We start from the raw sequence: 25,757 nt of genomic DNA, 5'->3' as shown, positions 1-25,757 counted from the left end.
GTTTTTCTCCCGAAGGTCGCAAAATTGGTGAGACGATGAAAAGAGAACACAAGATAGAATTTAGAGTTACCCTTACTGAATCTCTGCTTATAAAAAACAAAGCAAAGAAAATTGGTTGTAGCGTTTCTGAATATTTACGAAGTACTGCCCTGGGGTATTCTGTAAGTTATAAACTAACTCAAGATGAAATTGAAACTTACAAACTACTAAACAAATTTGCTGACAACTTTAGAAGAATAGGTAACCTTTTTAAACTTGGAGATACCACGAAGGTAAAAGAATCCACCATTGAAACAGCAAACTTAATTAGAGCTCACCTTGAAAAACTAAAGTAATATGATAGCTAAAGCAAAAACATGTATTGGAGGAGCAGCACTTTTTAATTATGTAATTAATCCAAGTAAAGGCTATGAACTTGCTAGAAATAATCTTTCGGGGGAAACTCCGAAAGATATGTATCAAACCATGCAGATTCTACAAAATCAAAACACTCGCTGTAAAAACAATACAATCTCCGTTGTTATATCCCCTACTATTGAAGATAGTAGAAAAATGACAAACCAAGATTTAGAAAATCTCGTAAAAGATTTTTTAGTTGGTTTAAAATTAGATCCCAAAGACGCGCAATACATCGCTTACTTACATACTGAAAAAGAGCACAAACACATTCACATTTTGATTAACCGTATTGATGAGAATGGAAAAGCACTAAAAGATAACTATATCGGATTTCAAGCACAGAGTATTGCTCACGAAATAGCCCTAAAATACAATTGGACTTCAATAAGACAAGAAAATCTAAATAGAAAAGAGCTTTTAAAAACTAATCAGAAACAGACAGCTGAAATAATAAAAAAGGCTCATTATTTTGTTTTAAAAGAGCGTCCTAAAAACTTAGATCAATACATCAATATGATGCTAGCACATCAAATAGAAGTAAAACCAACTGTAAACAAACAAGGTAATATTCAAGGATATAGATTTATTCATTTACCAACCAACACAAACCTAAAAGCAAGTGAGGTTGATCGGAATTTAAAACTGAATGAACTCTTTGAAAATAACATACCAAAACCAAATAATGATTTATTTCATACTGTATTATATAAAGACCAAGACAAACAAATCTGTTTTGAAAATTGGAATACAAATACAGTAAGTCTATTTAGTTTTTTAAACGCTTATGGAAATTACTATGAGGATTATATGCCTGATATAACTAAAAAGAAAAAACGAAAACAAACATTAAATCTTTAACTATGGCAAAGAGACAACCTACACTCACAGAACTCACTGAGTTACTATTTCAGCAGGTAGTTCACTTGCAAGAAAAACTCAAGCAAAATATTACTCTGCAAACTCAGCTTTCAAACAGGATAAATAATATTGAAGTAAAAGTAAATGTGTCTGAATTACACAAAATTGAGTCAAATAATAGACAAAGATTACAAGATGATTTCACTGCATTTCAGTCCACACTTTATGATACTAAAGAAGACCTTTTAAAAGTATATAGGGCTATTAGTCATAAAAAGATGTTCTACATCATAGCCCTTAATATTTTTCTTTTACTCACAAGTGGTTTATCAATTTACGTTGCGATTAAAAAATCAATTCATTACTCTGATTATAATCAGTTAATAGAAAATAATAAGAAATCGAATCTTGAATTAATGTATCTGAATCAATTCTTTAAAGAGAATCCAAAGAACTTTGAGGTCTATAAAAAGTGGAAAATCACTTCTGAAAATAACACAAAAAAGTCTTTATAGTACATTGATTTTTAGTTTTAGTTTTATTTTTTATTAACAATTACACAAAGTTAGGCAATGCCTCGCGGTTCGCTAGCAAGAAAACCCCCATAAATGCTTGACTAAAGTCTTCGCTTTATTGCGCCCGTTTCTTGCGCTTGCTAAGCCATTACCAACTGTTGCTCCATAATTAATTTAAAAATTTAATATTATGGAAACTACAGTTTTAGACAAACAATGGCTTATCGCTTCAGAAGTAGAATTAATTTACAAATCAAAAGTAAAGGCTTCACAGAGACCTCAAATTACATCTTCTTACAATGCATATCAAATAGCATTAAAGGCTTGGGATGGTAATAAGATTGAATTGTTAGAACAGTTTAAAGTTCTTATGCTTTCTAACAACAATAAAGTACTTGGAGTATTAGAAGCTTCCTCAGGAGGAATAACCGCAACAATAGTAGATTTAAGAATTATTTTCTCAGCTTTACTAAAGGCTAATGCTACAGCTTTTATAATTATTCACAATCATCCATCTGGAAAGTTAACTCCAAGTGATCCTGATAGACAAATTACAAGAAAGATAAAAGAAGCAAGCAAGATACTTGATATTACTCTTTTAGATCACTTAATTATAACCGAAGAGAGTTACTACTCCTTTGCAGACGAAGGCACCTTATAGGTGTCTTTGTTTTTTTATATATTCTTAATTACTCTAGTTTTTCACTTTTGTATTTGACTCAAATGAATTTACTTAGAAGCTAAAAATACCCTTTATCAAATAAACATCAAATAAGAAAAAAGCTAATTTTAAGTAGTTTAACTTTTAAAACTAGGTTTGTATCAAATAACCATCAAATAAAAAAACAACTGATTTTAAGCAATTTCAATTCTTAGTTAGAATCGGGCATTTCTAGAATTCCTTAAAACTATACTTATCAATACGAGAACCTAACAATAATTATGTTACCTTAAATAAAAACTGTACCTCAAACCGAACAAGATACCTGCAAGATAAAGCAAATATAAAAAGGTATATAACCTTAGTGTATTACAAAAAAAAGCTAAAAGAGCAAACAGTATATATATTTCTTTTTTAGGCCATTTAATTACACAATTTAAAAAAACGCCAAAAGTTCACTACTTTCATACAAATCAGTTTGATTACAAAAAATAGCACTTTTATGTAAGCAAAAAATATTGATTACAATTTTTGAAGACTAACTAGTTTGATTACAAAAAACAACACTTTTATGTAAGCAAAAAATATTGATTACAATTTTTGAAGACTAACTAGTTTGATTACAAAAAACAACACTTTTATGTAAGCAAAAAATATTGATTACAATTTTTGAAGACTAACTAGTTTGATTACAAAAAACAACACTTTTATGTAAGCAAAAAATATTGATTACAATTTTTGAAGACTAACTAGTTTGATTACAAAAAACAACACTTTTATGTAAGCAAAAAATATTGATTACAATTTTTGAAGACTAACTAGTTTGATTACAAAAAACAACACTTTTATGTAAGCAAAAAATATTGATTACAATTTTTGAAGACTAACTAGTTTGATTACAAAAAACAACACTTTTATGTAAGCAAAAAATATTGATTACAATTTTTGAAGACTAACTAGTTTGATTACAAAAAACAACACTTTTATGTAAGCAAAAAATATTGATTACAATTTTTGAAGACTAACTAGTTTGATTACAAAAAACAACACTTTTATGTAAGCAAAAAATATTGATTACAATTTTTATACCCTAACTAATTTCATTAAAGGTTCAAAAGAATACATCGCAGCTCTACGCCCTGATGATTCTTCTCTTAAAACTAAATAGCCATTATCAACTAATTTTTTAATCATTAGTACTGCTGTTGCATTCGGGATCTTTGTGGTACTAACAAATTTATTATTTCTAAATACTGGATAAGTAAATATAAAATCAAGTATCTCTATATTCCATTTTGAAGATAGTAACTCAGAGAATTCAGTTTTTGTAGTTTCGTACAAACTCTTTATACTCTCAGCTATTTCTAAATTTTTAATCGCTTGATTTTCTACTGCTTTTAAGAAAAAAAGAATCCATTCATTCCAATCCTTTGTTTTGGAAACATTACGCATTTGTTCTATATATTCATCTTTATTTTCTTCAAAATATCCACTAATATAAAAATGAGGTTCTGAAAGAATTTTTTCTCTCCATAAGTTCAGCGTAATTAACATTCTTCCAATTCTTCCATTTCCATCTTTAAAAGGATGCAATGCTTCAAACTCCAAATGCATAATAGCAGTTTTAATTAACGGAGGAAAATCACTATTTTCTAAAAACTTAAAAAGCTGCTCTAATCCATCAACTAGATTTTCTGGCCTAATAGGAATAAACTGAATTTCTCTTTTTAACCTATCCGCCAAATAATTTTGTTCTTTCTTAAATTCACCAGGAGATTTATTTGCTCCTCTACCTAAATATAATAACTGTTGATGCATTTGCTTAAGAAAGCTTAATGAAAAATCATAGCCACTTTCAAGTGCACTTTGAGCATTTTTCAAAGCACGCTGATATAAGATAGTTTCTATTACATCGGCTTTAGCAGTAGTGATATCTTCACCTTCATGATCAGCCTCATATTGAAGTATCTCATCCATTGTGCTAATTGTACCTTCAATTCTAGAAGATAGTACCGCTTCCTGATTTCTTAAAGGAGCTAATAAAATTTCAGTGTTATGTAGGTTTTTTAACATTTGATCAAAACGTGCCAATGCATCAGTAGCCCTCACTAATTCTTGAATAAAAAGAGCATAATTAATACTCTTTGGAGGAAAAACACCATAATGATAATCTACCGCTTTCTCTAAATTATAATTCATACACTTTTATTTTGATTACAAAAATACAAATAAAAAACAAAACAAAGCCTCTTGATTACATAAAAACACACATTATTGTAATCAAAGTATTTTTACTAAATTATAATGTAAAATAGAAACAGATAAATCTCTATTAAAAATCAAATAAGCTTCCCTCTTTACAAAACACGTTTTATCAGTTCCCACAAACATAGTTAAAACAAATTCTCAAATGCCTGATCAAGCTCTTCTCTATTAAAATCCTCTACATAAGCTTCAGTAGTTTTAATAGATTGGTGCCCAAAGGCCTGTTTAAGCATATATAAGTTCACCCCTTTTTTTAATGATAGAGTAGCGAAAGTATGACGAGCTGTATAAAAGGTAATCTTTGTTTTAATCCCGCATTCCTTTGCAATGATATTTAATTGCTTATTATAATAATCCCTAACACTACTTTTTCGTGCTCTTAGTTCTTCTTTAGTATATAAGCTTAAATCTTTATCCAGGATTGAAAAGATGTAATCTGTATCAAATGGCCTATAGATTCTGAAATAGTTTAAGATAGTATCCAAGTCTTTATTCTCTGGTATCTTTACATTAATAGCCACGCCTGTTTTATTTCGGATATAACTAAAACGATTAGAGTTTATATCATCCCATTTTAATTCAGCGATATCAGTAAAGTTCATTCCTCGACAAAAGAAACTAAATAAATAAGTATACAACACCTTAGCTCCTTCAGTATTTTCTGAAAAGTCATAATCAAGTAGCAGCTGTAACTCTTCTTTTGTAAGTGCTTTTTTTATCTTGGTTGATTTCAACTTAGAAATCACATAATCTCTAAATGGATAATTCTCCAAAGATGCTATTTTTGATTTAATAGCAGAATTATAAATAGCACGTATATTACGCATATATATACCTATTCCTCCATTTGTACAGCCTCTTGATCTTAAGTCTGCTTCAAAGGCTACTAAAAAAGAATAATCAATTTGTGTAAACTCATATTTGATCACCCCAGGCTTAAAACGTTTTAAAGCCTTTAACGAATCATTATATGAACTTGCTGAACTAACTTGACCTGCTTCTTTGAATTGCTCAATCCTATTTTGAAAAAAAGCAACAAATTTTACAATCTCAACCTTCTCTGGTCGAAGTAGAGAATCAAATACTTCAAGTGTAAATTCTTTTTCTTGTTCAATCATCAAGTCCAATACTTTTGACGCATCTTGTTTTAGCGTACTTAATATTCTATTGGCCTGTAAAAAATTTGGAAACTTAGAAGTAAACTCCCCCACTTTTGCATTCCAAAATTTAGGTGCAGTACTGTAAGGTGTTTTATAGAATTTAGACCTCCTATTAATAGTAACTCTAAGATTAATTGGGTAAGTTCCATCACTTAATTTTGTCTTTTTTAATACAATTTTTAAACTCGTTTTCATCATAAATAATTTTAAAGTACAACATACGTACAACAAATCGGTACTTATTGTGCAAATAGATGAAACAAAAATATTTTAAAAATTTTGCAACTAGCTAAAAATCAGTCGATCTGAAATAAAATGCAATTAAATACAACATTCATTTCTCCGGCTCATAATCAGCAAGTCCCTGGTTCGAGCCCAGGTGGGACCACAAAAGAACCCCTCATTACCTTGGTAATGAGGGGTTTATTTTTTTTAGGGGGTTGGTTAGGGGACAATTTAAAAGCTAATTTCTCATATCAAATAATCATTTTTTATTACTACTTCCTGCAAAATAGCCGATTAATAGACTTATAGCTGCTGATAAAGCTGCAATTACAGTATTATCATAATTTTCTTTAAATAAAATATATGCACCAAATATCAAAATTAATAGTAACAATAACCCTCCTACAATTAAAGAATTAGTATGGCTTCCAGAAAACTCATCAACTTTACTTTGCCCAGTAGACGCACTAACAGTTCCACCTGTAGACACTACTCTATTATTGTTACCAACAGGAATGCTTCCCCCTTCAGAACTTGAGCCATAATCTTCTATTCCCATATTGTTAGCATGAATTTTCTAAAACCACTTTCTTTTTGTGCTTCACTACGAAACTTAATATAAAAATTTTTTCCTTCCTTCGTTTCTATCTTCATTGGTATAGATATTTCAACATATGTATTCGAATACCACTTCTGCAAAGTATAGTGAATAAAATTATTTTCTTGATTTAGCTCAAACATAGTTCCAAATTCATCTCCCTCATCTACAAAGCTAAATTGAAAACTAAATACAAAACCTTCCTTATCAACGTGAAATATAAGATCATCCTTATCATTTAGCATTAAAATTGATTCAGAATACACCATATGGCGACTCTCTCCTGTTTGTTTGTTAATTGATTTAATCATTTTTATTATTTTTTATTACTTTTCTCTAATAACACCTTCTAATTCACTTCTTTCAAACACTCCCTTATTTGTATACTTTTCTAAAAGAGATTGTATAATTAATTCATCAGCAAAAACACAGTTAGGATGACCTCTTACAACTATAGAATCTAAGACTTCTCTTTTTATACTAATATCTATGAATTTATTTTTATTCAAATATTTCCCGAATCCACTCGAAAAATACTCCATCTGTAAATTATAATCATTCTTGCATTCTTGCAAGGGAGGAAACGGAATCGCGAACAAATAAAATCTCGCTTCCTTCTGAAACTCCCATATTGTATCTTTAAAAGAAACTAAATTCTTAACGTGCTTTATTGCAATCCCTTTATCAGATCTTTCAATAGATTTTTCTTTTTCTTCTTTATAATTCTCTGTATAATTAATCTCTACAAAAAAACCATCTTCTAACCAGAAAGGATTACATATCCAATAATTATCTGTTCTAAGTTCTTCAATAGGTACTGGCATTTTATAAGTAAAATCTTTAATCTCCATTCCCTTAAAATTTCCATTTTCATAAGTATACTCTTCAAAAAAATTTTTAGGTAATTGAATCCTTATCCCCTTCATATTAGTATACATATTCCATAATGCTATATTCTCTATAGAAGATTCTGTCCAACAAGAAACAAATAAATAGTTTAAAACATACTCAGGCATTCCTCTTACTTCGTGCATATCATCAAGTAAATCTATTCTAGAAAAACGAATCTTACCAGTCTCTAAAATTAGTGCTAGAGATTGTATCGATGTATAGTGATATATATATTCCATTTTTACGTCTTAATTTTAAATAAAAATACATATAATTTAAACAAGTTAAAAGGAATTAAAACAACATCATAATAATGACAGATTAAGGCATTTATATTCATTCAGAAATTGACTACATTTGCATTAGAAAACATTACGAACAAGCGTAATCTATCGTTATTGGTTTATCAGAAATTGCGACCTTCAGATGACAGCCAAAATAGCGATAGACTTACGCCCGTGCCTTATATTGGCGTGGGCTGAGTCTGTCTGGCTGTTGGGTTGTCGCAAACCTCTGATAAGGACATGATCTTAGTTCCACGCTTTTTTTTAACCTATAAGGCTATGGCAAATCTATTTGATAAAATTGGTCAACTTGAACCACTAAAGAAAGAGTATATAGGAAATGAACCAGAAGTATTGTTCAATTGCTATATGCCAAAATCTCTACGAGAGAATCTAAAGGTAAAATCCGCTAAAGAAAGAATACCAATGAAAGATTTAGTGATAAATGCTTTAAAAGGATTCTATACTGATCTATAACTATTTTTCTGTATGTCCTCTAAACACGATTTAAAATACAAGTCTTTGTAAATATTCTAGCTCTTCTTTATTCAATTTAATAATGTATGAACTACTGAAGTTTGATTTTTTCTCTACTTTCTCTAAAAGTTTTTTTAGCTTTTGGGTAAGTAGCATATTAGTTTCTTCCTCTCTCTTAATAATATCATTTTTACTATCTAAAAGCTTAAAATAAGAGCCCTTGTCTTTGAATGAATTTTCTTTTAATAGTTTATCTTCTTCAGCTTTTTCTAAAGCAACTTCTTCACGAATCTGTTTTAAAAGATCTCCCTTTAAAATCTCAGAAATGATAGTAACCTCTCTTAAATTGTAATCATTCTGAGTCATTAATTTGTTGATTTTTTTAAAATATAAATCTCCAAACCACTTGCGAAAACTATCGTCTCTTTTGATAAAATCTTTATTGATTTTATCTAAACTTGCTTGTAAATTTAAGTTGATATTTGATTGTGGACTCAAGCCATTCTGAATGAAAAAATCAATCATATCTACAACACAATCATTAATCTTTTTGTATTGATATTCTTTACAAATCTTGTCTAGTTTATTCTTTGTTGAACCTTTAATTCTTATTGAAGTGTCTTTAAAATCTTGCATACACATATTTGTTTTAAAATGAGTTGATTACTAGATATATTGCCCTTTTTGTATTCTTTGTTTCTAAAAAAATGTATGCTTACTAACCACATAAATAACTATAATATAAATAGTTATATATCTACGCATACAAAAACATTGTTTGTGCCTTTTTTAAATAAATTATAAATAATTAATATACAGGAGTTTACATTTCGTACTGCGCTAAAGCGCAGTACCCTCTTGCTATTACTAAGCCGAGAAGAAAATCTGAATAGAAAGCTATAATTCATTAGACTTCATCATTAAATATTCGTTCAGATCTTTATACCCTTTGAACAAATAACGAATGTCCTTTGTCAGATTCTCGTACTTTTTTTGGAAATAAATAGTTGTCTCATTCCCTGTCAAATCATTATCAAAACACAAACAAATCTTATTATATTTCACTATTAGTTCTAACACTGATTCCTTCTGAGAAGTGCTATTTAAAATTATAAAATCAAATCTATATTCAGTCATAGGATATAATATAAGAAGGCTCAAAAAGTCTATCCAACCTTCAAATAAAATAACTTGATTACAATCGTTTTCTATCGTAGTAATTCCCTTGTTACCTAAACATCCTTTGAAATATTTGTTTCTAATTTCATAACCTTTTAACACGTTTTTAAACCCTATCCCAAAGTATATTTTATTATCTCTCTCGTAATGTATTTCTTTACAATATCTATGTAGTAGGGTAAGGTTTAAGCCTCTCTCTTCTGCATATTTGGTCAATAACTTATTCTCAACTGAACTTATACTTGTAATCTTGTAGGTATCTTCTTTTTCACTAGCACTACTTTTGTAAATGGGCTGGTGAAAAGAAAGAGACTCATTTTCTAAAATAACTAGGGCTTCCTTTATATCACAAGTATAATACCGCATAACAAAATCTAAAACGTTACCTCCTTTTCCTTCTCCGTGATCATACCAAAGGTTCTTTATAATATCGATTTTAAATGAAGCTGTCGTCTCATCTCTAAATGGACTTATGTACCAAATTTCACGATTAATCTGTTTGACTTTTTTAGCTCCTACTTTATCCAAAATAGACTCTAAACTTATCTTTTTTGCTTCAATACATGTCATAACTCTACACTCCTTAAATTTTACTGATTTTTTGATGAATGATGACAGAACCTTATAAGCTACTAATAATTAATTAAATACGCTGTCATCAAACTGTCATCATTCATCAAACTAGTATTAAAACCCTCATCAAACTAAATTTGATGAGAGTTTGATGAGACTTTTGATGAGACATAAGTAACTATATAACAAAAGATTACACTATCCCTCATCACTCTCATCAAAATATCTAGCAATTTTGCTCAGTTCAATACTATAAAATCTTCCTGTTCTATCTAATCTTGTAAATTCTCCATAAGAATGATAATCATATCCCAAATATTTATATGAATTCTCTGATGCTGTAAATCCCCAATTTTTAAAAATCTTTCTTATATCATTAGGTTCTATATTACTTCTCTTATTTATCTTCTTAATAATCGCAGAGACCTCCACTGGTGCAAGAAAGATTTCTTTTTCATCAAATCTATCTGCAAGCTCTCTTATTAGCTGTAATACTTCTTGTTGTTGTTTATTCTTATCGGAATTCATTAGTTTCACCAATGCTTCTGTACGTATTTGCTCTGGAGTAAACCACATACGTGTTTTCTTAGTTGTAGAATAGGGAATAGTGAATAGATAATTTAAAAAATCAGGAATCTCCTTAAAAAGTAAGTCTATAAATTCAGGGTTCTTTTCTATTTGTGGAATCTTACGAACCCAAAAACGTATCTCTTCCTTGTCAATTTTCATAAACGAATCTTCAAAGTTACTAGTCATTACAAACTTGTAAAAAGATTCTACTTCCTCTTTATCTCTACCTTTCCTCTCAATTTTATTTCTATCGGCAGTACTTAAGAACTTTATACGTTCTGTTATTTGTTGATTATCAGTAACCACTTCATCTATAAGAACTAATAATTTACCATCTAAATCTGAATTAAAGTTGTTTACAAAAGATTCTGCATTGATATAGGTAGCATTAAATGAAAATATCTTTCTAAGATACTTAAGCATAGTCGACTTACCTGTCTCTCTAGCCTTAGAGACTAGCACAAGTACTGGTAGAACTTGAGTAGGGTATTCAAGTAGAATTTTAAAATAGTCAAGACCTAAGTGGTATTGATCTCCAAAAATATGACGTATAAAGTCTAGCGTGTATTTTAGTTTACTTTCTAAGAAAGCCAAGTCGTCAATAGACCGTTGTACATCGTAGTCTATAGGGTGGTAGATGTTGTAGAAGTCTGCTATCTCTCTGCTGTAATTGATATGTTGTGGAATACAACAGAAGCCGTAATATTTCTTAATATTGGAAATAAAGTCTTTTCCAAAATCATTTACAATAGTCTCCTTATTCCAAGGAAGCATTATCTTTTCAGTTGTTTTGTTTAGTGTAGGTCGTTCTATAATGGCATAGTACGCCGTACCCACACGAATAAATTCGGCAGAATCTAAGTTCATAATAAATAATAGATTATAATCCTTATATTTGCACTATAAGGATTTAATTAAAGAATAAAATTCTAAGCGTTTGGTTTTTGAAGGAAGCAAACGCTTTTTTTATGGATTTAAGAGATGTTGATTTTTTAAAGCAACTTGAATCAATTGCTTTCTTGAGAAGATAGGTCTACCATCAATTTCATAGTAAGGAATCTTTCCTTTATTCTTCCAATTGATAATAGTTTGAACAGTTCTATCAAACATACTAGCTACTTCTTGTTGAGACATTCGATCGTCTCCTGTTGGAAAAAAGGTATTTACTAATACCTCTTGAGATTGATTAGACATACCCTCGCTTTTTTCATTTAAAACATTTGTACTCATTTGAATCGATTTTAAAACATTTGAACACAGCAAAGATTAAATTATACTCAAAAAAAAACAGAACACATTAATACACACTATTATTAATCAACAACTTACTATACTCTTTTTGTTTAATACTTGCCCAATCATTTATATAACTATTGTCCTTATTAAAACTTTTATTACTTAAGGTTTCTCTAGTCAACATATCGTATATCGTTCTTTCTTTTAAAGAGTTCGCTCCAAAATACAGCGACAATAATCTTGGTAGTTTAGTAGGTAACTTGGTAATTAGATCTCCATTTTTAAAATATAGAAATATCGCAATTATATAATTTAAACACTGTCGATCTTGTGCTACTAATCTATTTAAAACGGAATGTGCATAGTTTAATTCAAGTTTACTAAATCTAGAAGGTCCCTCCGTACAATTAGACCAAAAGAAATCAAATACATTTTTATCTTCAAAATAAAATTCATCTTGACAAATGAATTTAAAAAACTGATACAACATAAACTTTATATACTCTATATCCTTGCAATCTGTATTTACATTTATCAATTCATCTTCATCTATTTTTTCTAAAGGGATTGACTGCAAGAAATACTCTTTCGATTTACTAATCTCACGTATCTCATCTAGCCCTATATTTACCATAGGATTAAATCTATAAATGCTGTCACTACTAAAATTTAAATGATTGACAACAGGTATAAAATACATGTCTAACTTATTCATTAGATCATCAACTGTAGTATGTAAGAACATAACTATATTAGGATGTCCTCCATTCTTTTTAATACAGATGGATAGAAAATTAACAAACAGATTATGAGCTATTTTCTTCTCATAAATAAAGAAATACCCAAAAGCATCCCTTATCGTAATAGGCTCTTTTAAATGTTGCTCAAGCACTGCTACTGTTTGAATAATTTCAGTATCAACATCATAAATACTCTCTTTCACATTTATAAAATCCGATATACTCAACAACTTCTTTTTTACACCTATTAAAAAAGCCAAGTACTCAGTTTTAGAACAACTTTGTTTTACATCTTCAAAATCTCTCTTCGAATTAATAAAAACCTTACTAAACTTATACTCTCTTAGGAAAGAATAAGTATTTTCTAAATGATTATTTTCTTGCAACCTAATCGCTAACTCACATATAGAATAATAATCAAAATGCTCACTAATGCTATGGCATAACTGATTATTATCAATATCAGCATTACCTTCTAAATACTCTATTACTTGAGTAGTATATGATTTTAAAATAAGTTGTTGTTTATTTTCTTTTTCACTAGCAAAAAAGAACCTCTTAATCACATCTATAAACTTTCCCATTTATTCAACTCTTTTTGTTTAAATGACTCACCAACGTGGACGTATCTTCTAAAGCTCCTCTCATCTTTATGATTGGTCGTACTTTTAATTACCCTCTCCGAAATCCCTAAAATGATACTATTTGTTATAAAAGTCTTTCTCCCAACATGTGAAGTAATTACATCACACTTTCTGACTTCTGTATCTATTCTATTGGCGCCTATGTAGCGAGTTAATCTAACTTATCAGTAATTCCAACTTCTTCACAACATTCCTTAAGTCTCTCATTCAATTTCTGAGAAGTAATTCTTGGTACAGGGCTATAAGGAGTATCTCTATACTTTTCCAGTATCTCTTTTGCATACGAGATTAAATAAACCTGGTGATGCACAGTCTTAGTCTTAACAACTGTATAGTTCAAATAGTCCTCAACTATATTACAATCTCTAAGGGAGTAGATATCACTATGTCTCTGTCCTGTAAAACATAAAAAACAAAACATATCACGAGCTCTCTCCATAGACCTATTTTCAAAATTATGATTATAAAGCTTCATCAGCTCATCCATAGTCAAAAACACGACTTCTATTTCATTATCAACTCTTTTAATCTTTTTAAAGTCCAAACTATTATGATAACCTCTGTTAAATGCCCACTGCATAAATGCTTTTAATGTAGCTACTAACTTTCCGTAATAATTGTTCAATGTTTTACGCTCAACAAAGCAATATTCCATAAAAGCTTCCTCAAAACGAAAATCTATTGTGTCAAACCGCATAATATACTTTGATGAAGTAGCGAAATCCATAAAGAACGCTTTTACGGAATTATATTTAGTTATAGTTGACTTAGCCTTAGAAATAGTAGAAACTCTAATATACTCACTAAAAGCATCAAAAAAACGGATAGATACACTAACTGTCTCTAACTTATATTTTTCCTCAAACATTTTCTCAGTAAATGGAATAGAATTAAATCTAAAAAAATCGAAGATATGCTCTACTTTATTGATTGTATTAGTCAGTATAGCATTATACTCTTTGTAATCCAAATACAACTCATTATCATCTCTCTTTACATTTCGGATTTGGTTAATCTCAGCATCCCAATCATCGAGTTTTGTCTTGACACTTATGTTCTTTCTTATCCTAACTTTTGGAGCAGTAACAACTAAGCGAATAGGAACCATTCCATCTTTATCTATCTTATCTTTTCTCAGCTCAAAATAGTACTTCATTGTTGTTGTTTTTTAGGGGGGCTTGCCAAGGGGGCAACGTTTTTACATAAAAAAACAGGAGATTTTCCTATTTTTAATTTTCATCGATCAAAATCCTAAAAACATACTCTAAATCTCCATTTTTTACGAAGGGGCAAATTAGGGGTTTAAAATATGATTAAAATGAATTAAAATCAGTTCAAACGAATTAAAACAAATCATATTAAACTGATTATCAATAGGTAAAACTATATAAAAACGAATTAAAAAACAAAACAAGTTCAGGTGGGACCACAAAAAAAGCATCTATTACATAATAGGTGCTTTTTTGTTTTTATAACATATTGATTCTCTCTAAAATCTTATCTACCCACTTATCATCATCTGTTGAGACTATGATAGTTGTAAAGTTGTGTCTTTTTCCTTCAAGCTCCACTCCTACCAAATCATCTATATGAACATCTATGCCAAATGCAGGTGGATACTTAGATATATTTTTTCTCTTTTCTCTTAAAACTTTATCATGCTCATGTTGATTAATAATATAATCTACAGAAATACCATATAACCAAAACATCCTTCTAATTTTCGCTTTACTTCTAAACGAAGTAGTGTATATCCCAACCTTATATCCCTTAGCCTTTAATTGTTTGAATAAAACTATTGTTCCTAAACGTATTCTTTCTGCTCCAATTAACTTTCCCAATAAAGGTTCTTTCTCTAATGCAAATCTACTCTTAGAAATAATCGTATCATCTAAATCAAATGATATCTTCATTAACTTTCTTCTTACTATTTATCTTCCTACCCATAACACACTATCGCAGTCGAATGACTAAAAGTCACCTCATAATACTTAGCTTTACCACTAGATACTACCTTTAAATAAAGCTTCTTAAACACCATATTATCAGCATGCATTCTACCAATATTTAACAATTTAGGATTTCTGAAGTTATCATTATAATCCTTAAGTATAAACTCATCAAACTCTTTCACTGTAAGTGTTTGTATCCTTTGCATAGCAGGTGGCATAAGCCCTCCTTTCACTAAGGTAAACTCATAGACATCAATCTTATCTCCTTGCCTGCGCTTAAAGTGCCATACATCACTAGAATTCATTACTTTAAACTCTCCTAGTCCTTTCTCATTAACATCTATCACCATCGGTTGTTTAATAATAGACTGCCCCAGCACACTTCCTACAGAAAGAACGAATATCAAAAAAACTATAAATCTTCTCATACTATGTTAATAAACAAGCAATTTAAACAATTCTCTCTGTACTATAATCCTTTTATTCAAAATAGTAAAGCCGCAGTTCATATTGAATCGAACTACGGCTTTTATTATTTTGATTTTAGAATTACAGTATCCACTAGAAGTTCATCTTCTGTAGAGAACCATTTGGAGTAAGTACATATATTTCCTTCTTTTCTTTTTCAGCTGGCACACCTTTAGCTTTAATCTCATCGATAGTCAACTTCATTTCATACTCTACTTGGATGACAGGTTCCATAACCTCAGGATTAATCACGAAATCATAATTCTTATTCTCTAAGATAGAATAATAAGTAGTTAGTTTCTTATCTTGATTATTCACATTTCCTGAGCGTTTTCCTGCTATAGAAGAACTACTATATGCATTATATAAACTATAACGCTGCACAGGGTACACTACATTAAAACCATCTTCAAGATACTTATTATAAGCAGATGTAGGCTGTTCTTCTAAGGTATTAACTAGATTAACACGTTCTTTCATCAATACCTCTCCTTTCAATCTCATTTGTTTTCTTACCTCTTCTAATTTACTAGAGATATAATCTACTTTCACTAAATCATAGACCTCAAAGGAAGCAAATAAGCTAACCATTTTATCTAACTGAGCTGCATCGTGGTATTTAATATGAATATTCTTACACAACTCGAATCCGACAGGCACTTCATTATAAGTACGCTTACTAAATATTTTTTTTTCTACCTCATAATCAAAGGTAGGCACCATCGAAATCATATCTATGAAGGTCTCTACATTGCCTAATGTCTTCACGGATTGCTGTATCTGCGAGATGCGCTCATCCATAAGTTTAGTCGCTTCATCCGCTGTTTTCCCGACTTGGTTAATAGAAAATATAGCGACGTAGCTATCTGCATTCACATTGCCCAAACCTCTTACTGTCAGAACTTTTAAAGCATTAGGGGTATTGAGTCTAAAATTAGAATCTCCTGCATTACTCATAGGTGCCCCTTGCCCATAAATGCTATTTCCTGCAACCTGTGCCATAATCACAGAAGAACACAAAATAGACCACATAATTAATATTTTTTTCATAATTAATTTATTATTTAAACTAATTTAACATTTTAAACTTAACAACATATAAAGTAATCATATATTATTTTAAGGCAAGACTATCTTAAATAAAAAAAGCATCCGTATTGTCTTCTACAAATGCTAATTTATTATACTATATATCATTTAATCTACTATCAAACTACAAATCAAACTTACTCTTTCCGTTAATCATCCTAGAGATAATTCCGTTATCTGCACTTAATTCTGCTAACCACACACCAACAAAGTGAATTACCAAGAAACTGATAAAATAATAGATTGAAGCTTTGTGTATTAACTTAAGATCAACTTTAGGTAAAACATCAAGATCAAACTCGATAATTAAACCAGTCAATAGTGAAATAACGACACAGATATAAAACAATAAATAAATCACCGCTTTAAGGCGTGTATTGAGTGTTGCGCCTATTTTAAAGGGATTTAAGAAAGGAACCTTTCCTAATATAGCTAAAACAAAACGCAAAAAAATCAACACAATTAATGCATACCCTAAATAGATATGCCAATCCCACATTGGTTTACGTATCCGTTTTGCTAATACTACCGCTTGTTCTGCAGTCATATCAACCCCCTGCGAATTGATATAATCAATAATAATATCACTGACCCCTGCTTTATTAAGCCAAGTCAATCGCAATAATATTGTTACTAATAATCCTATCATTACTAATGCAATACTCCAATGCAAAAAACGAAACAAGAAACTATAACTATCCCCTCTACCTCTCATTTTTAATATTTTTAACGTCACTTAAAACACAAAAAAGTTAATTTATAAAAATTAACATATTCAAATATATAAATAACAAACAATAATACACACAAAAACACCAAGTAATATAAATCAAATATTAAACGCAGTACACAAGTACACAATATTTTAATTGAACAGACGTTACTTACTATACAAGAAAGCCTAGCTTTCCTATAAATTATCACTTTAATATTGTTTTTAAGAAAACAAGTTCCCTACAGGTATCAAAAATTTAAAATAAAGTATTAATATTTATATTAAATTTGCAAGGTGAAAAAACAAATTGTTATTTGAATCAAAAAAAAATTGGAATGAAAAAGATATTACTTTTAATTGTAATACTAATGTCAATTAGTACTTCTTATGGTCAACGAAAATCTAAAAAAGACGTTGAACAACTAAAGAAAATAGAGTTCACAGATGTAACTGAAATTCTAACTCGTAAAGATGAACTTAAACTAACAACTAAGCAGTTAGCTTCATTTTCTATTAAGAATGAATATATCAAACGTGATTTACAAAGTTTGAACTCTAAAACAAAAATGGAAGACGTAGAGAGAGGAATGCATGAGCGAAACCTTTTTACTGGATATAATCTTTTTATTGACAGAACACTAGATGAAGATCAATTAGAGAGCTGGAATAAAATCAAAAAGGAAATAGCTGAATCAAATGCTGTAGAAACAGATTTTAAAACAGAGTTAAAACAATTAGATTCACAATACTCTATAGATAGTAAAGAAATATACAGAAAGTATAGTAAAGATCGCAAAATCTATTACGCTAGAAGAGGAGTCGCTAAAAAACAGTACGAAACGGATAAAGCTCGTTTATATGCTAAGTATAACCAAACAATGGAAGAAGGTGAAGAGGGCGAAAAAGTACTAACATTAGAAGAAATCGCAATGCTTGCAAAAGAATATGATGAAGCATATAGCAATCAAGCACAATCAAGTCCTTTAGAATATTTAGACATCAAAGAAGAATATCCTACAGAGACAGAAGAAACTACACCAGAGGGAGATTTTTAATCTCTCTTTTTTTTTGTGCTATTCAAAACAAATATGGTACTAAAAAAACAATAATGTCCGAATACCACCAAAATACAAGAATATTAAGCGTCAAGCATTCATCTTTTTTAGTTTACTTTGCATAAAAAATATATTATGTCTTATATCAGCAATGTTATTAGTGGAAAATGTCCTAACTGTGGTAAAGAACACATCTTCCATGACAAAGGAAATCCAATTACTTTTAGAATGCCTAAAATGACAAAAGAATGCGGATCATGTGGCTATAATTTCCATAGAGAAACAGGTTTCTACTTTGGAGCAATGTACATGAGTTATGCATTAACTGTAGCTGAAATGGTAACGGTAATGGTACTTCGTTTAATACTAAATTACTTATTCGATTTGAATATCACTATGTTACATGCATTTATTGGAATTGTATTTGTTATTTTTATTATGTGGACATTTAATTATCGCTTGTCGAGAATTATGTGGTTAAATATGTTTTATAAAAAAGATGAGGAATAGTCTAGGTTTATTAGAATAAAAGTTATTATATTTGCGCCACTTAACAGAGAAACGGGTGTAGTTCAAGGGTAGAATAGCGGTCTCCAAAACCGTTGATGGGGGTTCGAATCCCTCCACCCGTGCAAGCGCAAAAAAAAGCTCCTTAATATTACATTAAGGAGCTTTTTTTATCCATTATACTGAGTAAATACCTAATTATATTTTTTTAAGAATTCTTTCGGAGTATACCCTACTTTCTTTTTAAATACTTTTGAAAAATAAGAATAATCATCATATCCTAACACACTCGCTATCTCATTAAAACTTTTACCTGTATAAATAAGCATTCTCTTCGATTCTAATATTACCCTATCAATAATGATATCTGTTGTAGTTTTATCCACTAGTGTCTTACATACCCTATTAAGGTGCTTCTGTGTCATATTCATTTTATCAGCATATACAGCAGCTGATTTCTCTATATGAAAATTCTTTTCTAATAAATCTTCGAAATGTTGAAGATGATTATTATACTGCATATTGGAAACAGCTACGAAAGAATCTCCTGCTAATAATAATCGATTAAACTCTATATAAAGTAACGAAGCTAAATTCACAAGCACTGTGTTTTTTTTCCATTTATTGTGTGATACTTCATTTACTATACGCATAAACAGATCTCTAAGCATATCCATATCCAAACCATCTACCGTTAATCCATTAGGATAATAAGTAGAGCGAAACACAGGGTACTCCCTGATAGTCTCTCGTACAAAGAATAAATCAAAAAAATCCTGAGTGTGAAAAAATATATATCCATCGATGTCATCTGATAGCACCCAGCTATGTGTCTGACCAGGAGCTAACATAAACACAGCTCCAGGACACACTTCATAACTGTGAAAATCAATCTCATGAGTACCATTCCCTTGCGTAAAAATAATACATACATAAAAATCATGTCTATGGGGTCTCTCTATGTGATTATGATTAGCGATTAAATGTTGTGGAATAGTATTAGCATAAAAGTCTGCTCCCTTTACATCATCTGTCAGATCCCGCATTTGTAAAATAGTAATATCTTCCATGTATTATATAAATTTATATAAACAAAAATAACATAATTACCTTACATATAACTAAATCACAACCGCCTTAGAGATATAATATATATCACTATTTAATCTCCTTAATCACCTCCATCAAGAAAAACACCTTTCTATACTTTTTTCTACAGCATACTACTTTTAATCAATATTTCTAAAGTCATTCTGAGGTGAATTTTTTTACATCATTATAGTTATTATCGCTTAATTTTTTTAAACTTTTTTTTATTTCAAACGCCTTATTAAGTACAAAAATGGATTTACTACACTCACTAAGCTATTTTTTTTCTCTTAATGCGCTATAGAAGTTCTATAATTAATCTATAAATTACTTTTTTATTTATTTTTTTTATTTACATTTTATGTATTCACCTAAATATCAACAACATACCAATTACAACCAAATTAAACTGCTTGCCTCATCTCCCTTTCAGCTCAATGTATTCAAGGCTTAGTACTACATTCTAGGACAATACTTGGACAATAGTAGGACAATAACTGGCTAAAACATCTTTTTGTCCAACAATCCACTTATTATACTTCTACTATTCATCTCTAACCTAAGAATAACACTTCATTCACTTTACTAACAGGTATTATGAAAACGAATAAAAATTTCAATGCACTTGATTCACTTTTTGAAAGACAATGCTGTACAGGATAAATGAGATTAACTTAAACTTCATTATCTTTATCCCAAGTTGAATTAAACAATTGTTATGAAATACATATTATCTATTCTTACAGCAATCACATTAGTATCATGTGGAGGTGAGTCTAAAAAAACTGATTTAGAAACTATCGATAAACAATCAGCACGAGAGGTTACTCTTAAGTCTGTAGTCGTTGGCGATAGCATCTTACACATCACTAGTCAGAAAATCTGGGCAAACGGACAACTTATAACACAAAAGACAGACACACTAAAAACTGCCAAAGAAGCAAAGGCTTGGGGAGATAATACAACTACCTCTTTAGTGAAAGTGCCAATTTATGTAACTGTAGAATAATATATTATGAACAGAAAAAGTAGTAAAGCAGTGAGTCTAGTACTTATTACTGCAGCATTAGCATCGTGCTCTAAGACTCCTGATCAAGAAGAACAAAATAAAGAACAAGAGCAGAAAGTCTATATGCGTGCAGACAGCTCTGCTCCGTATACAGATGTGACACAACAATATAACCAACAGCGCAGTCATAGCGGTGGTGGTATGGGAAGTGCTCTATTGTGGTATATGGCTTTTAGACCTATGATGGGTGGTGGTATGGGATATGCAAGTCAAGGACTTTCTCATCAAGCTAACGTAGGAACCAACACAGCCAAATCTAATGCTGTCAAGAAACATACGTCTTCTAGAGGTGGTTTTGGATCAACAGCTAAATCAAGTAGCGCAAGTTCATAAACGATGAGAGTAAAATACCTAACTGCTGATGCGAATTGGCAAAAGAGATTAGAAGATAATGGATTTGGTTTTCATACTGATGAGAATAATGTACCCTACTGGATAGAACATTATTATTACAGTATAGATGCGCCATTTGCAGATAAAGTATATAATGCTACTACAGAACTATGGCAGATGTGTCTAGAGGCTGTAGGACATGTGATCACAAATAAACTATATGATCAGTTTCAGATTCCATTATTCTTTCATGAACATATCAATCAATCTTGGGAAAACGACGTTCCAAGTATTTATGGCCGATTTGATTTCGTTTATGATGAAGTCAAACAACAATTAAAGGTATTAGAGTTTAATGCTGACACTCCTACTTCTTTATACGAGACAGGAGTAGTACAGTGGCAATGGATGCAACATTATTTTAGTGAGCGAAAAGACCAATTTAACTCTGTACACGATCAACTGATTGCCTCATGGGCCACACTTAAGCCATATCTTAAAGGGGATACACTACACTTTAGTTGTATGCGTGAGACTCTTGAGGATTTGACTAATATAGAGTACCTAAGAGATACAGCTATACAGGCAGGTATTCATACCAAGCTGATCTTTATAGATGATATTGGTTGGAATGGGGAGTCTTTCACTGACTTAGAGGAGGAGACGATCACTGATATATTCAAACTATATCCTTGGGAATGGTTAATCTATGAACCTTTTGCTCTTCACATTCCAAATGATGTAGCACAAGCCAACTGGATAGAACCATCATGGAAGATGATTCTGTCTAACAAAGCGATTATGGCTATCCTATGGAAGCTATACCCTAATCACCCTTTACTATTAGAGACATATTTCGACACTCCTCATAGTATGCGCGATTATGTAAAAAAACCACTGTTATCAAGAGAAGGAGCTAATGTCACAATGTATCAGAACGGTGCTATCGTAGAGGCTACACCTGGCGATTATGGTGATGAAGGATATATCTGTCAGGCACTAGCTAATCTTCATAAAGAGACTACGGGCTATTCTATCATCGGTAGCTGGATTATCGGACAAGAATCGTGTGGTATTACCTTTAGAGAGAGTGATAATAGAATCACGACAGATAAAAGTAGATTTGTCCCACATATCATAGAATAATATTTATACATTATACCTCTGATACACTACAACACTTAAGATTGTATCAGAACATTAATCCCCTACTATATGACACCCGAATTTATCTACGACCAAAAATATAGCAATACAACATTTGGTTTTAATGACATTTCCTTTAGAGAATTTGAAAACTGTAAGTTTGAAAATTGTGACTTGAGTGCATGTTCATTTTTAGCAACCATCTTTATTGATTGTGATTTTATCAATTGCAATTTTAAAGATGCAGAAGTAAACTATGTTGGTCTTCGAAATGTCAACTTCACTGCGTGTAATTTTACACGTGTTAATTTTGCTATGATAGATCAAGTGATATTTGAGTTCACATTTACGGATTGTAACCTTGAGTTTGCACAGTTCTATGGGTTAAAGCTAAAAAAACAGTTATTCTCTAACTGTAGTATGATTAGCGTTGACTTTATGGAAACAGACCTAACAATGGCATTATTTGACAATTGCAACTTGCATAGAGCAGTATTTACTAAAGCTAATGCTGAGAAAGCAGACTTCTACACAAGTTATAATTATGAGATAGATCCTTCTTCTACTAAACTTAAGAAGGCAATATTCTCTAGTCAGGGATTAGCAGGATTATTGACAAACCATCAGTTAGTTATAAAATAAAACAACTAATACATCATTTAAATAAGATAAATTAGTATATTTAGGTATTAATTTATCTTTTTTTATGATTAAAATTCCCAAACGAATAAAAAAAATATTGCTAACTATATTGATCGTTTTTGGTCTTTATCAAGGTGGCAAATATGGTTTAAATCGTTTTATATACACACAACTTCCAGAATTAATAGCTGAGAAGAACACTACACCTTATAATTTCACTTACGAAGATATAGAGTACTCTCCTGCCTTAAGAAGATTAAGTATTTCAGGAATTACGATAACACCTAAGGATACACTATCCCACAAGAACACGACTTATATCAAGGGCTCTCTAGACGAAATAGTCATACAAGGAGTAGCAATGAGAGAATTACTAAAGACAAAAAATCTTCGCGCTAATAAGATAAAGTTTGTATCACCTAACATCACAGTGATACAAGGCGATAGCATTATAGACAATCAACCGAAAGTAGACATCACTAATAATGTGGACATATCCTCTATCATAGTAGAGGCCGCGCACGTACTTATTAAAAACAGAGCTAGTCATACACGCTTAAACGAAGTGTATAACTTTAGTGCTACGATTAATGGAGTACACTTCGATCAAGAGGTTAAAGAAAAGGCAATACCTTTTGGATATGAGACGTATTCATTGAGCTGTGACTCGATATATAATAAGTTAAACGATTGGCATAAACTAACGTTAGGCAAAGTCTCTATCTCTCCTACCGAATTAGAAGTAAGTCAACTATCTGTCAAACCTTTTAATAAAACACTTACAACGCCAGGACTAGAGAAGAACCTACTAGCTGTGGATATCCCCCATTTAAAATTAAAGGGCACTGACTGGGGATATAAGAATGAGAAGGATTTTTTTATACATATAGCTTCTATAGAAACAGACTCTACTGCTATACAAATCAAGAATAACAAACTAAAAGAAGATATCGCAATAGCAAAAAAACAACCTACTAAAAACAAAAAGAAAGGTAAAAACAATAATACTCCTACATCTGTAGTGATACAAGATACCATCCCTAAGCTTGTCCCTTTTGACTTACTCATCGGAGAGATTAAGATCAATAAACTTTCACTAGATGCATTAGATACTTGGAAAACAGAGAAAATGAATATCCTTATCAGCAAAGTCACTAATGAAGTAGATAAAAAATTAAATGTATCTAAGGTACTAATAGATTCTCCTATCATCACTTTCAAACCTAACCACACACAAAAAAAACCTAAACAAATAAAGAAACTACTAATGGATCATATCTCGTTAGATTCATTAGAGATAAATAAAGGTTCGTTTGCGTTGCAAGAAAGAGATAAGAAAACACCTAGCCTAAGTATCAGTGATGTAAATACTGTAATACTTGATATCGATATAACTAACGTTACGTCATCACAGAAGATTCCTTTTTCTTATGGCAAGACCAAGTTCTCAACAGGGACAATAAAGTACAACACACATAAATATTACGACATCACAGCTAGTAACCTTCTGATAGATAACAAAGAACTTAAGCTATCTAACTTCGCGATGAAACCAAAGTATTCGCGAAAAAAAACAGTGAGCATGTTTAGATATGCTGATGATATCTTTACATTAAATGCAAAGGATATCACACTAAAAGATTACTCATGGAACTTTGATAAAGCGGGTATATTAATGTTTAAAACAGAGTTAGTAAACATCAATCAACTAGATGCAAATATCTTTAGAGATAAAGCTCCTACTTTTAATATGAGTACTAAACCCATGTTTAGTAAAAAGCTACGCGATATAAAATTTGGTCTACAGGTAAATAATGTAGCGATTAAAAACTCTAAACTAGTCTATGAAGAGACAGATAAGAACGCTGTTGCTCCTGGTAAGATAATGTTTCACAACTTTAATGCTACGATAAAAAATGTGTACAGTGGTTATGGACAAACTAAAGTTCCTACTACTGCCATTGCTGTAAATGCAAAATTTATGAATGCAGCTCCTTTACGAGTAGACTGGACATTTAATGTCCTGAATAAAAGTGATCAGTTTAATATACAAGGTAAGATTACTAACTTTCCTGCAAACTCAATGCAACCTTTCTTACAGCCCTATGTCAAGGCTTCTACTCAAGGTAGCATTAGTTTAGTAACGTTTAATTTTTCAGGAAACAACCGTTCTGCTACAGGAACATACGGTATGGAATACGAAGATCTACGAGTAACTATTTATAAAAAAGATGGACAAAGTAAGAAAAAACTTCTGTCTGCTGTTGGAAATATATTTATTCGAAAAAGCACAAAAGACGAGGTAAAAACAGTGAATATCAAAACTGTCGAAAGAGCACAAGAAAAGTCTTTTTTCAACTATCTTTGGCTTTGTATTATGCAAGGTCTTAAACAGACAGTATTATAAACAACACACA

General features: G+C 30.7%; 28 protein-coding genes and 1 tRNA gene. 13 read left to right on the top strand and 16 right to left on the bottom strand.

Annotated features, from left to right (window positions below; genetic code table 11):
- The first annotated feature begins 35 nt into the window (after positions 1 to 35).
- The 4 genes from LNQ81_RS07740 (at position 36) to LNQ81_RS07725 (ending at position 2,433) form a co-directional block, all read left to right on the top strand.
- Entirely contained in the window at positions 36 to 335 is a 300-nt protein-coding gene (locus LNQ81_RS07740) for a plasmid mobilization protein (protein WP_006257449.1), read from the top strand.
- A gap of 1 nt (position 336) precedes the next feature.
- Positions 337 to 1,257 (top strand): relaxase/mobilization nuclease domain-containing protein, encoded by a 921-nt coding sequence (locus LNQ81_RS07735; RefSeq protein WP_006257450.1) that lies wholly within the window; start codon positions 337 to 339, stop codon positions 1,255 to 1,257.
- A 2-nt stretch (positions 1,258 to 1,259) separates the two neighbouring features.
- Positions 1,260 to 1,772, top strand: coding sequence for a hypothetical protein (locus LNQ81_RS07730; protein ID WP_006257451.1), 513 nt, complete (start codon positions 1,260 to 1,262; stop codon positions 1,770 to 1,772).
- Positions 1,773 to 1,962: 190 nt separating this feature from the next.
- Positions 1,963 to 2,433 carry a JAB domain-containing protein gene (locus LNQ81_RS07725; RefSeq protein WP_006257452.1) on the top strand — a complete coding sequence of 157 codons (471 nt, stop codon included), beginning with the start codon at positions 1,963 to 1,965 and terminating at the stop codon, positions 2,431 to 2,433.
- 1,083 nt (positions 2,434 to 3,516) lie between these two features.
- Here the strand turns inward: LNQ81_RS07725 and LNQ81_RS07720 are convergent.
- From LNQ81_RS07720 to LNQ81_RS07700, 5 genes are all read right to left on the bottom strand, one after another.
- Positions 3,517 to 4,632, bottom strand: coding sequence for a Fic family protein (locus tag LNQ81_RS07720; protein ID WP_006257453.1), 1,116 nt, complete (start codon positions 4,630 to 4,632; stop codon positions 3,517 to 3,519).
- 194 nt (positions 4,633 to 4,826) lie between these two features.
- On the bottom strand, positions 4,827 to 6,056 hold the full coding sequence (locus LNQ81_RS07715) for a site-specific integrase (RefSeq protein ID WP_225600313.1): 1,230 nt from the start codon (positions 6,054 to 6,056) through the stop codon (positions 4,827 to 4,829).
- A gap of 286 nt (positions 6,057 to 6,342) precedes the next feature.
- Entirely contained in the window at positions 6,343 to 6,642 is a 300-nt protein-coding gene (locus tag LNQ81_RS07710; RefSeq protein WP_229945646.1) for a hypothetical protein, read from the bottom strand.
- Positions 6,633 to 6,992, bottom strand: coding sequence for a DUF6864 domain-containing function (locus LNQ81_RS07705; RefSeq protein ID WP_229945643.1), 360 nt, complete (start codon positions 6,990 to 6,992; stop codon positions 6,633 to 6,635). The genes LNQ81_RS07710 and LNQ81_RS07705 overlap by 10 nt, the downstream gene beginning before the upstream one ends.
- 15 nt (positions 6,993 to 7,007) lie before the next feature.
- Positions 7,008 to 7,811, bottom strand: a complete 804-nt coding sequence (locus LNQ81_RS07700; protein WP_229945641.1) for a hypothetical protein — start codon at positions 7,809 to 7,811, stop codon at positions 7,008 to 7,010.
- A gap of 324 nt (positions 7,812 to 8,135) precedes the next feature.
- On the opposite strand from LNQ81_RS07700, the gene LNQ81_RS07695 reads away from it, so the two are divergent.
- Positions 8,136 to 8,333: a hypothetical protein gene (locus LNQ81_RS07695; protein WP_229945639.1), complete on the top strand. Its 198-nt coding sequence runs from the start codon at positions 8,136 to 8,138 to the stop codon at positions 8,331 to 8,333.
- A 30-nt stretch (positions 8,334 to 8,363) separates the two neighbouring features.
- Here LNQ81_RS07695 and LNQ81_RS07690 read toward each other — a convergent pair whose 3' ends face one another.
- The 10 genes from LNQ81_RS07690 to LNQ81_RS07645 all read right to left on the bottom strand — a co-directional run bounded on the left by LNQ81_RS07690 (position 8,364) and on the right by LNQ81_RS07645 (position 17,499).
- Positions 8,364 to 8,969 (bottom strand): BfmA/BtgA family mobilization protein, encoded by a 606-nt coding sequence (locus LNQ81_RS07690; RefSeq protein WP_229945637.1) that lies wholly within the window; start codon positions 8,967 to 8,969, stop codon positions 8,364 to 8,366.
- A 261-nt stretch (positions 8,970 to 9,230) separates the two neighbouring features.
- Positions 9,231 to 10,082: a toprim domain-containing protein gene (locus tag LNQ81_RS07685; RefSeq protein ID WP_229945636.1), complete on the bottom strand. Its 852-nt coding sequence runs from the start codon at positions 10,080 to 10,082 to the stop codon at positions 9,231 to 9,233.
- A 201-nt stretch (positions 10,083 to 10,283) separates the two neighbouring features.
- Entirely contained in the window at positions 10,284 to 11,522 is a 1,239-nt protein-coding gene (locus tag LNQ81_RS07680) for a primase-helicase family protein (protein WP_229945634.1), read from the bottom strand.
- A 99-nt stretch (positions 11,523 to 11,621) separates the two neighbouring features.
- The gene (locus tag LNQ81_RS07675) at positions 11,622 to 11,885 is read right to left on the bottom strand and encodes a helix-turn-helix domain-containing protein (protein WP_229945632.1); all 264 of its coding nucleotides are present in this window, start codon (positions 11,883 to 11,885) and stop codon (positions 11,622 to 11,624) included.
- Between the two features lie 67 nt (positions 11,886 to 11,952).
- Entirely contained in the window at positions 11,953 to 13,215 is a 1,263-nt protein-coding gene (locus tag LNQ81_RS07670; protein ID WP_229945631.1) for a hypothetical protein, read from the bottom strand.
- Positions 13,216 to 13,426: 211 nt separating this feature from the next.
- A complete protein-coding gene (locus tag LNQ81_RS07665; protein WP_229945629.1) occupies positions 13,427 to 14,431 on the bottom strand; it encodes a phage integrase SAM-like domain-containing protein in 1,005 nt (334 codons plus the stop codon).
- Between the two features lie 313 nt (positions 14,432 to 14,744).
- Positions 14,745 to 15,188 (bottom strand): hypothetical protein, encoded by a 444-nt coding sequence (locus LNQ81_RS07660; RefSeq protein ID WP_229945627.1) that lies wholly within the window; start codon positions 15,186 to 15,188, stop codon positions 14,745 to 14,747.
- 26 nt (positions 15,189 to 15,214) lie between these two features.
- Positions 15,215 to 15,655, bottom strand: a complete 441-nt coding sequence (locus LNQ81_RS07655) for a hypothetical protein (protein ID WP_229945626.1) — start codon at positions 15,653 to 15,655, stop codon at positions 15,215 to 15,217.
- Between the two features lie 133 nt (positions 15,656 to 15,788).
- Complete coding sequence (locus LNQ81_RS07650) at positions 15,789 to 16,745, bottom strand: SIMPL domain-containing protein (RefSeq protein WP_229945624.1); 957 nt, start codon at positions 16,743 to 16,745, stop codon at positions 15,789 to 15,791.
- 163 nt (positions 16,746 to 16,908) lie between these two features.
- Entirely contained in the window at positions 16,909 to 17,499 is a 591-nt protein-coding gene (locus tag LNQ81_RS07645; protein ID WP_229945622.1) for a cytochrome b/b6 domain-containing protein, read from the bottom strand.
- Between the two features lie 335 nt (positions 17,500 to 17,834).
- Between LNQ81_RS07645 and LNQ81_RS07640 the strand changes: the two genes are divergently transcribed.
- The 3 genes from LNQ81_RS07640 (at position 17,835) to LNQ81_RS07630 (ending at position 19,186) form a co-directional block, all read left to right on the top strand.
- Positions 17,835 to 18,554, top strand: a complete 720-nt coding sequence (locus LNQ81_RS07640; protein ID WP_229945620.1) for a hypothetical protein — start codon at positions 17,835 to 17,837, stop codon at positions 18,552 to 18,554.
- A 135-nt stretch (positions 18,555 to 18,689) separates the two neighbouring features.
- Complete coding sequence (locus LNQ81_RS07635) at positions 18,690 to 19,064, top strand: DUF983 domain-containing protein (RefSeq protein WP_229945618.1); 375 nt, start codon at positions 18,690 to 18,692, stop codon at positions 19,062 to 19,064.
- Between the two features lie 51 nt (positions 19,065 to 19,115).
- A tRNA-Trp gene (locus LNQ81_RS07630) sits at positions 19,116 to 19,186 on the top strand.
- A 69-nt stretch (positions 19,187 to 19,255) separates the two neighbouring features.
- On the opposite strand, the gene LNQ81_RS07625 is transcribed toward LNQ81_RS07630, so the two are convergent.
- Entirely contained in the window at positions 19,256 to 20,131 is an 876-nt protein-coding gene (locus tag LNQ81_RS07625; protein WP_229945616.1) for a helix-turn-helix domain-containing protein, read from the bottom strand.
- A 737-nt stretch (positions 20,132 to 20,868) separates the two neighbouring features.
- On the opposite strand from LNQ81_RS07625, the gene LNQ81_RS07620 reads away from it, so the two are divergent.
- The 5 genes from LNQ81_RS07620 to LNQ81_RS07600 all read left to right on the top strand — a co-directional run bounded on the left by LNQ81_RS07620 (position 20,869) and on the right by LNQ81_RS07600 (position 25,747).
- A complete protein-coding gene (locus tag LNQ81_RS07620) occupies positions 20,869 to 21,159 on the top strand; it encodes a hypothetical protein (RefSeq protein WP_229945614.1) in 291 nt (96 codons plus the stop codon).
- A 6-nt stretch (positions 21,160 to 21,165) separates the two neighbouring features.
- On the top strand, positions 21,166 to 21,552 hold the full coding sequence (locus LNQ81_RS07615) for a hypothetical protein (protein WP_229945612.1): 387 nt from the start codon (positions 21,166 to 21,168) through the stop codon (positions 21,550 to 21,552).
- 3 nt (positions 21,553 to 21,555) lie between these two features.
- On the top strand, positions 21,556 to 22,698 hold the full coding sequence (locus LNQ81_RS07610; protein ID WP_229945610.1) for a glutathionylspermidine synthase family protein: 1,143 nt from the start codon (positions 21,556 to 21,558) through the stop codon (positions 22,696 to 22,698).
- 69 nt (positions 22,699 to 22,767) lie between these two features.
- Positions 22,768 to 23,340 (top strand): pentapeptide repeat-containing protein, encoded by a 573-nt coding sequence (locus tag LNQ81_RS07605; protein WP_229945608.1) that lies wholly within the window; start codon positions 22,768 to 22,770, stop codon positions 23,338 to 23,340.
- 97 nt (positions 23,341 to 23,437) lie between these two features.
- Positions 23,438 to 25,747, top strand: a complete 2,310-nt coding sequence (locus LNQ81_RS07600; RefSeq protein WP_229945606.1) for a DUF748 domain-containing protein — start codon at positions 23,438 to 23,440, stop codon at positions 25,745 to 25,747.
- The last annotated feature ends 10 nt before the right edge of the window (positions 25,748 to 25,757 follow it).

It is taken from the genome of Myroides oncorhynchi (assembly GCF_020905415.1).
GTDB lineage: Bacteria > Bacteroidota > Bacteroidia > Flavobacteriales > Flavobacteriaceae > Flavobacterium > Flavobacterium oncorhynchi_A.
The sequence above is the reverse complement of the archived record's forward strand: the minus strand, read 5'-3'. Positions and strand labels throughout refer to the sequence as shown.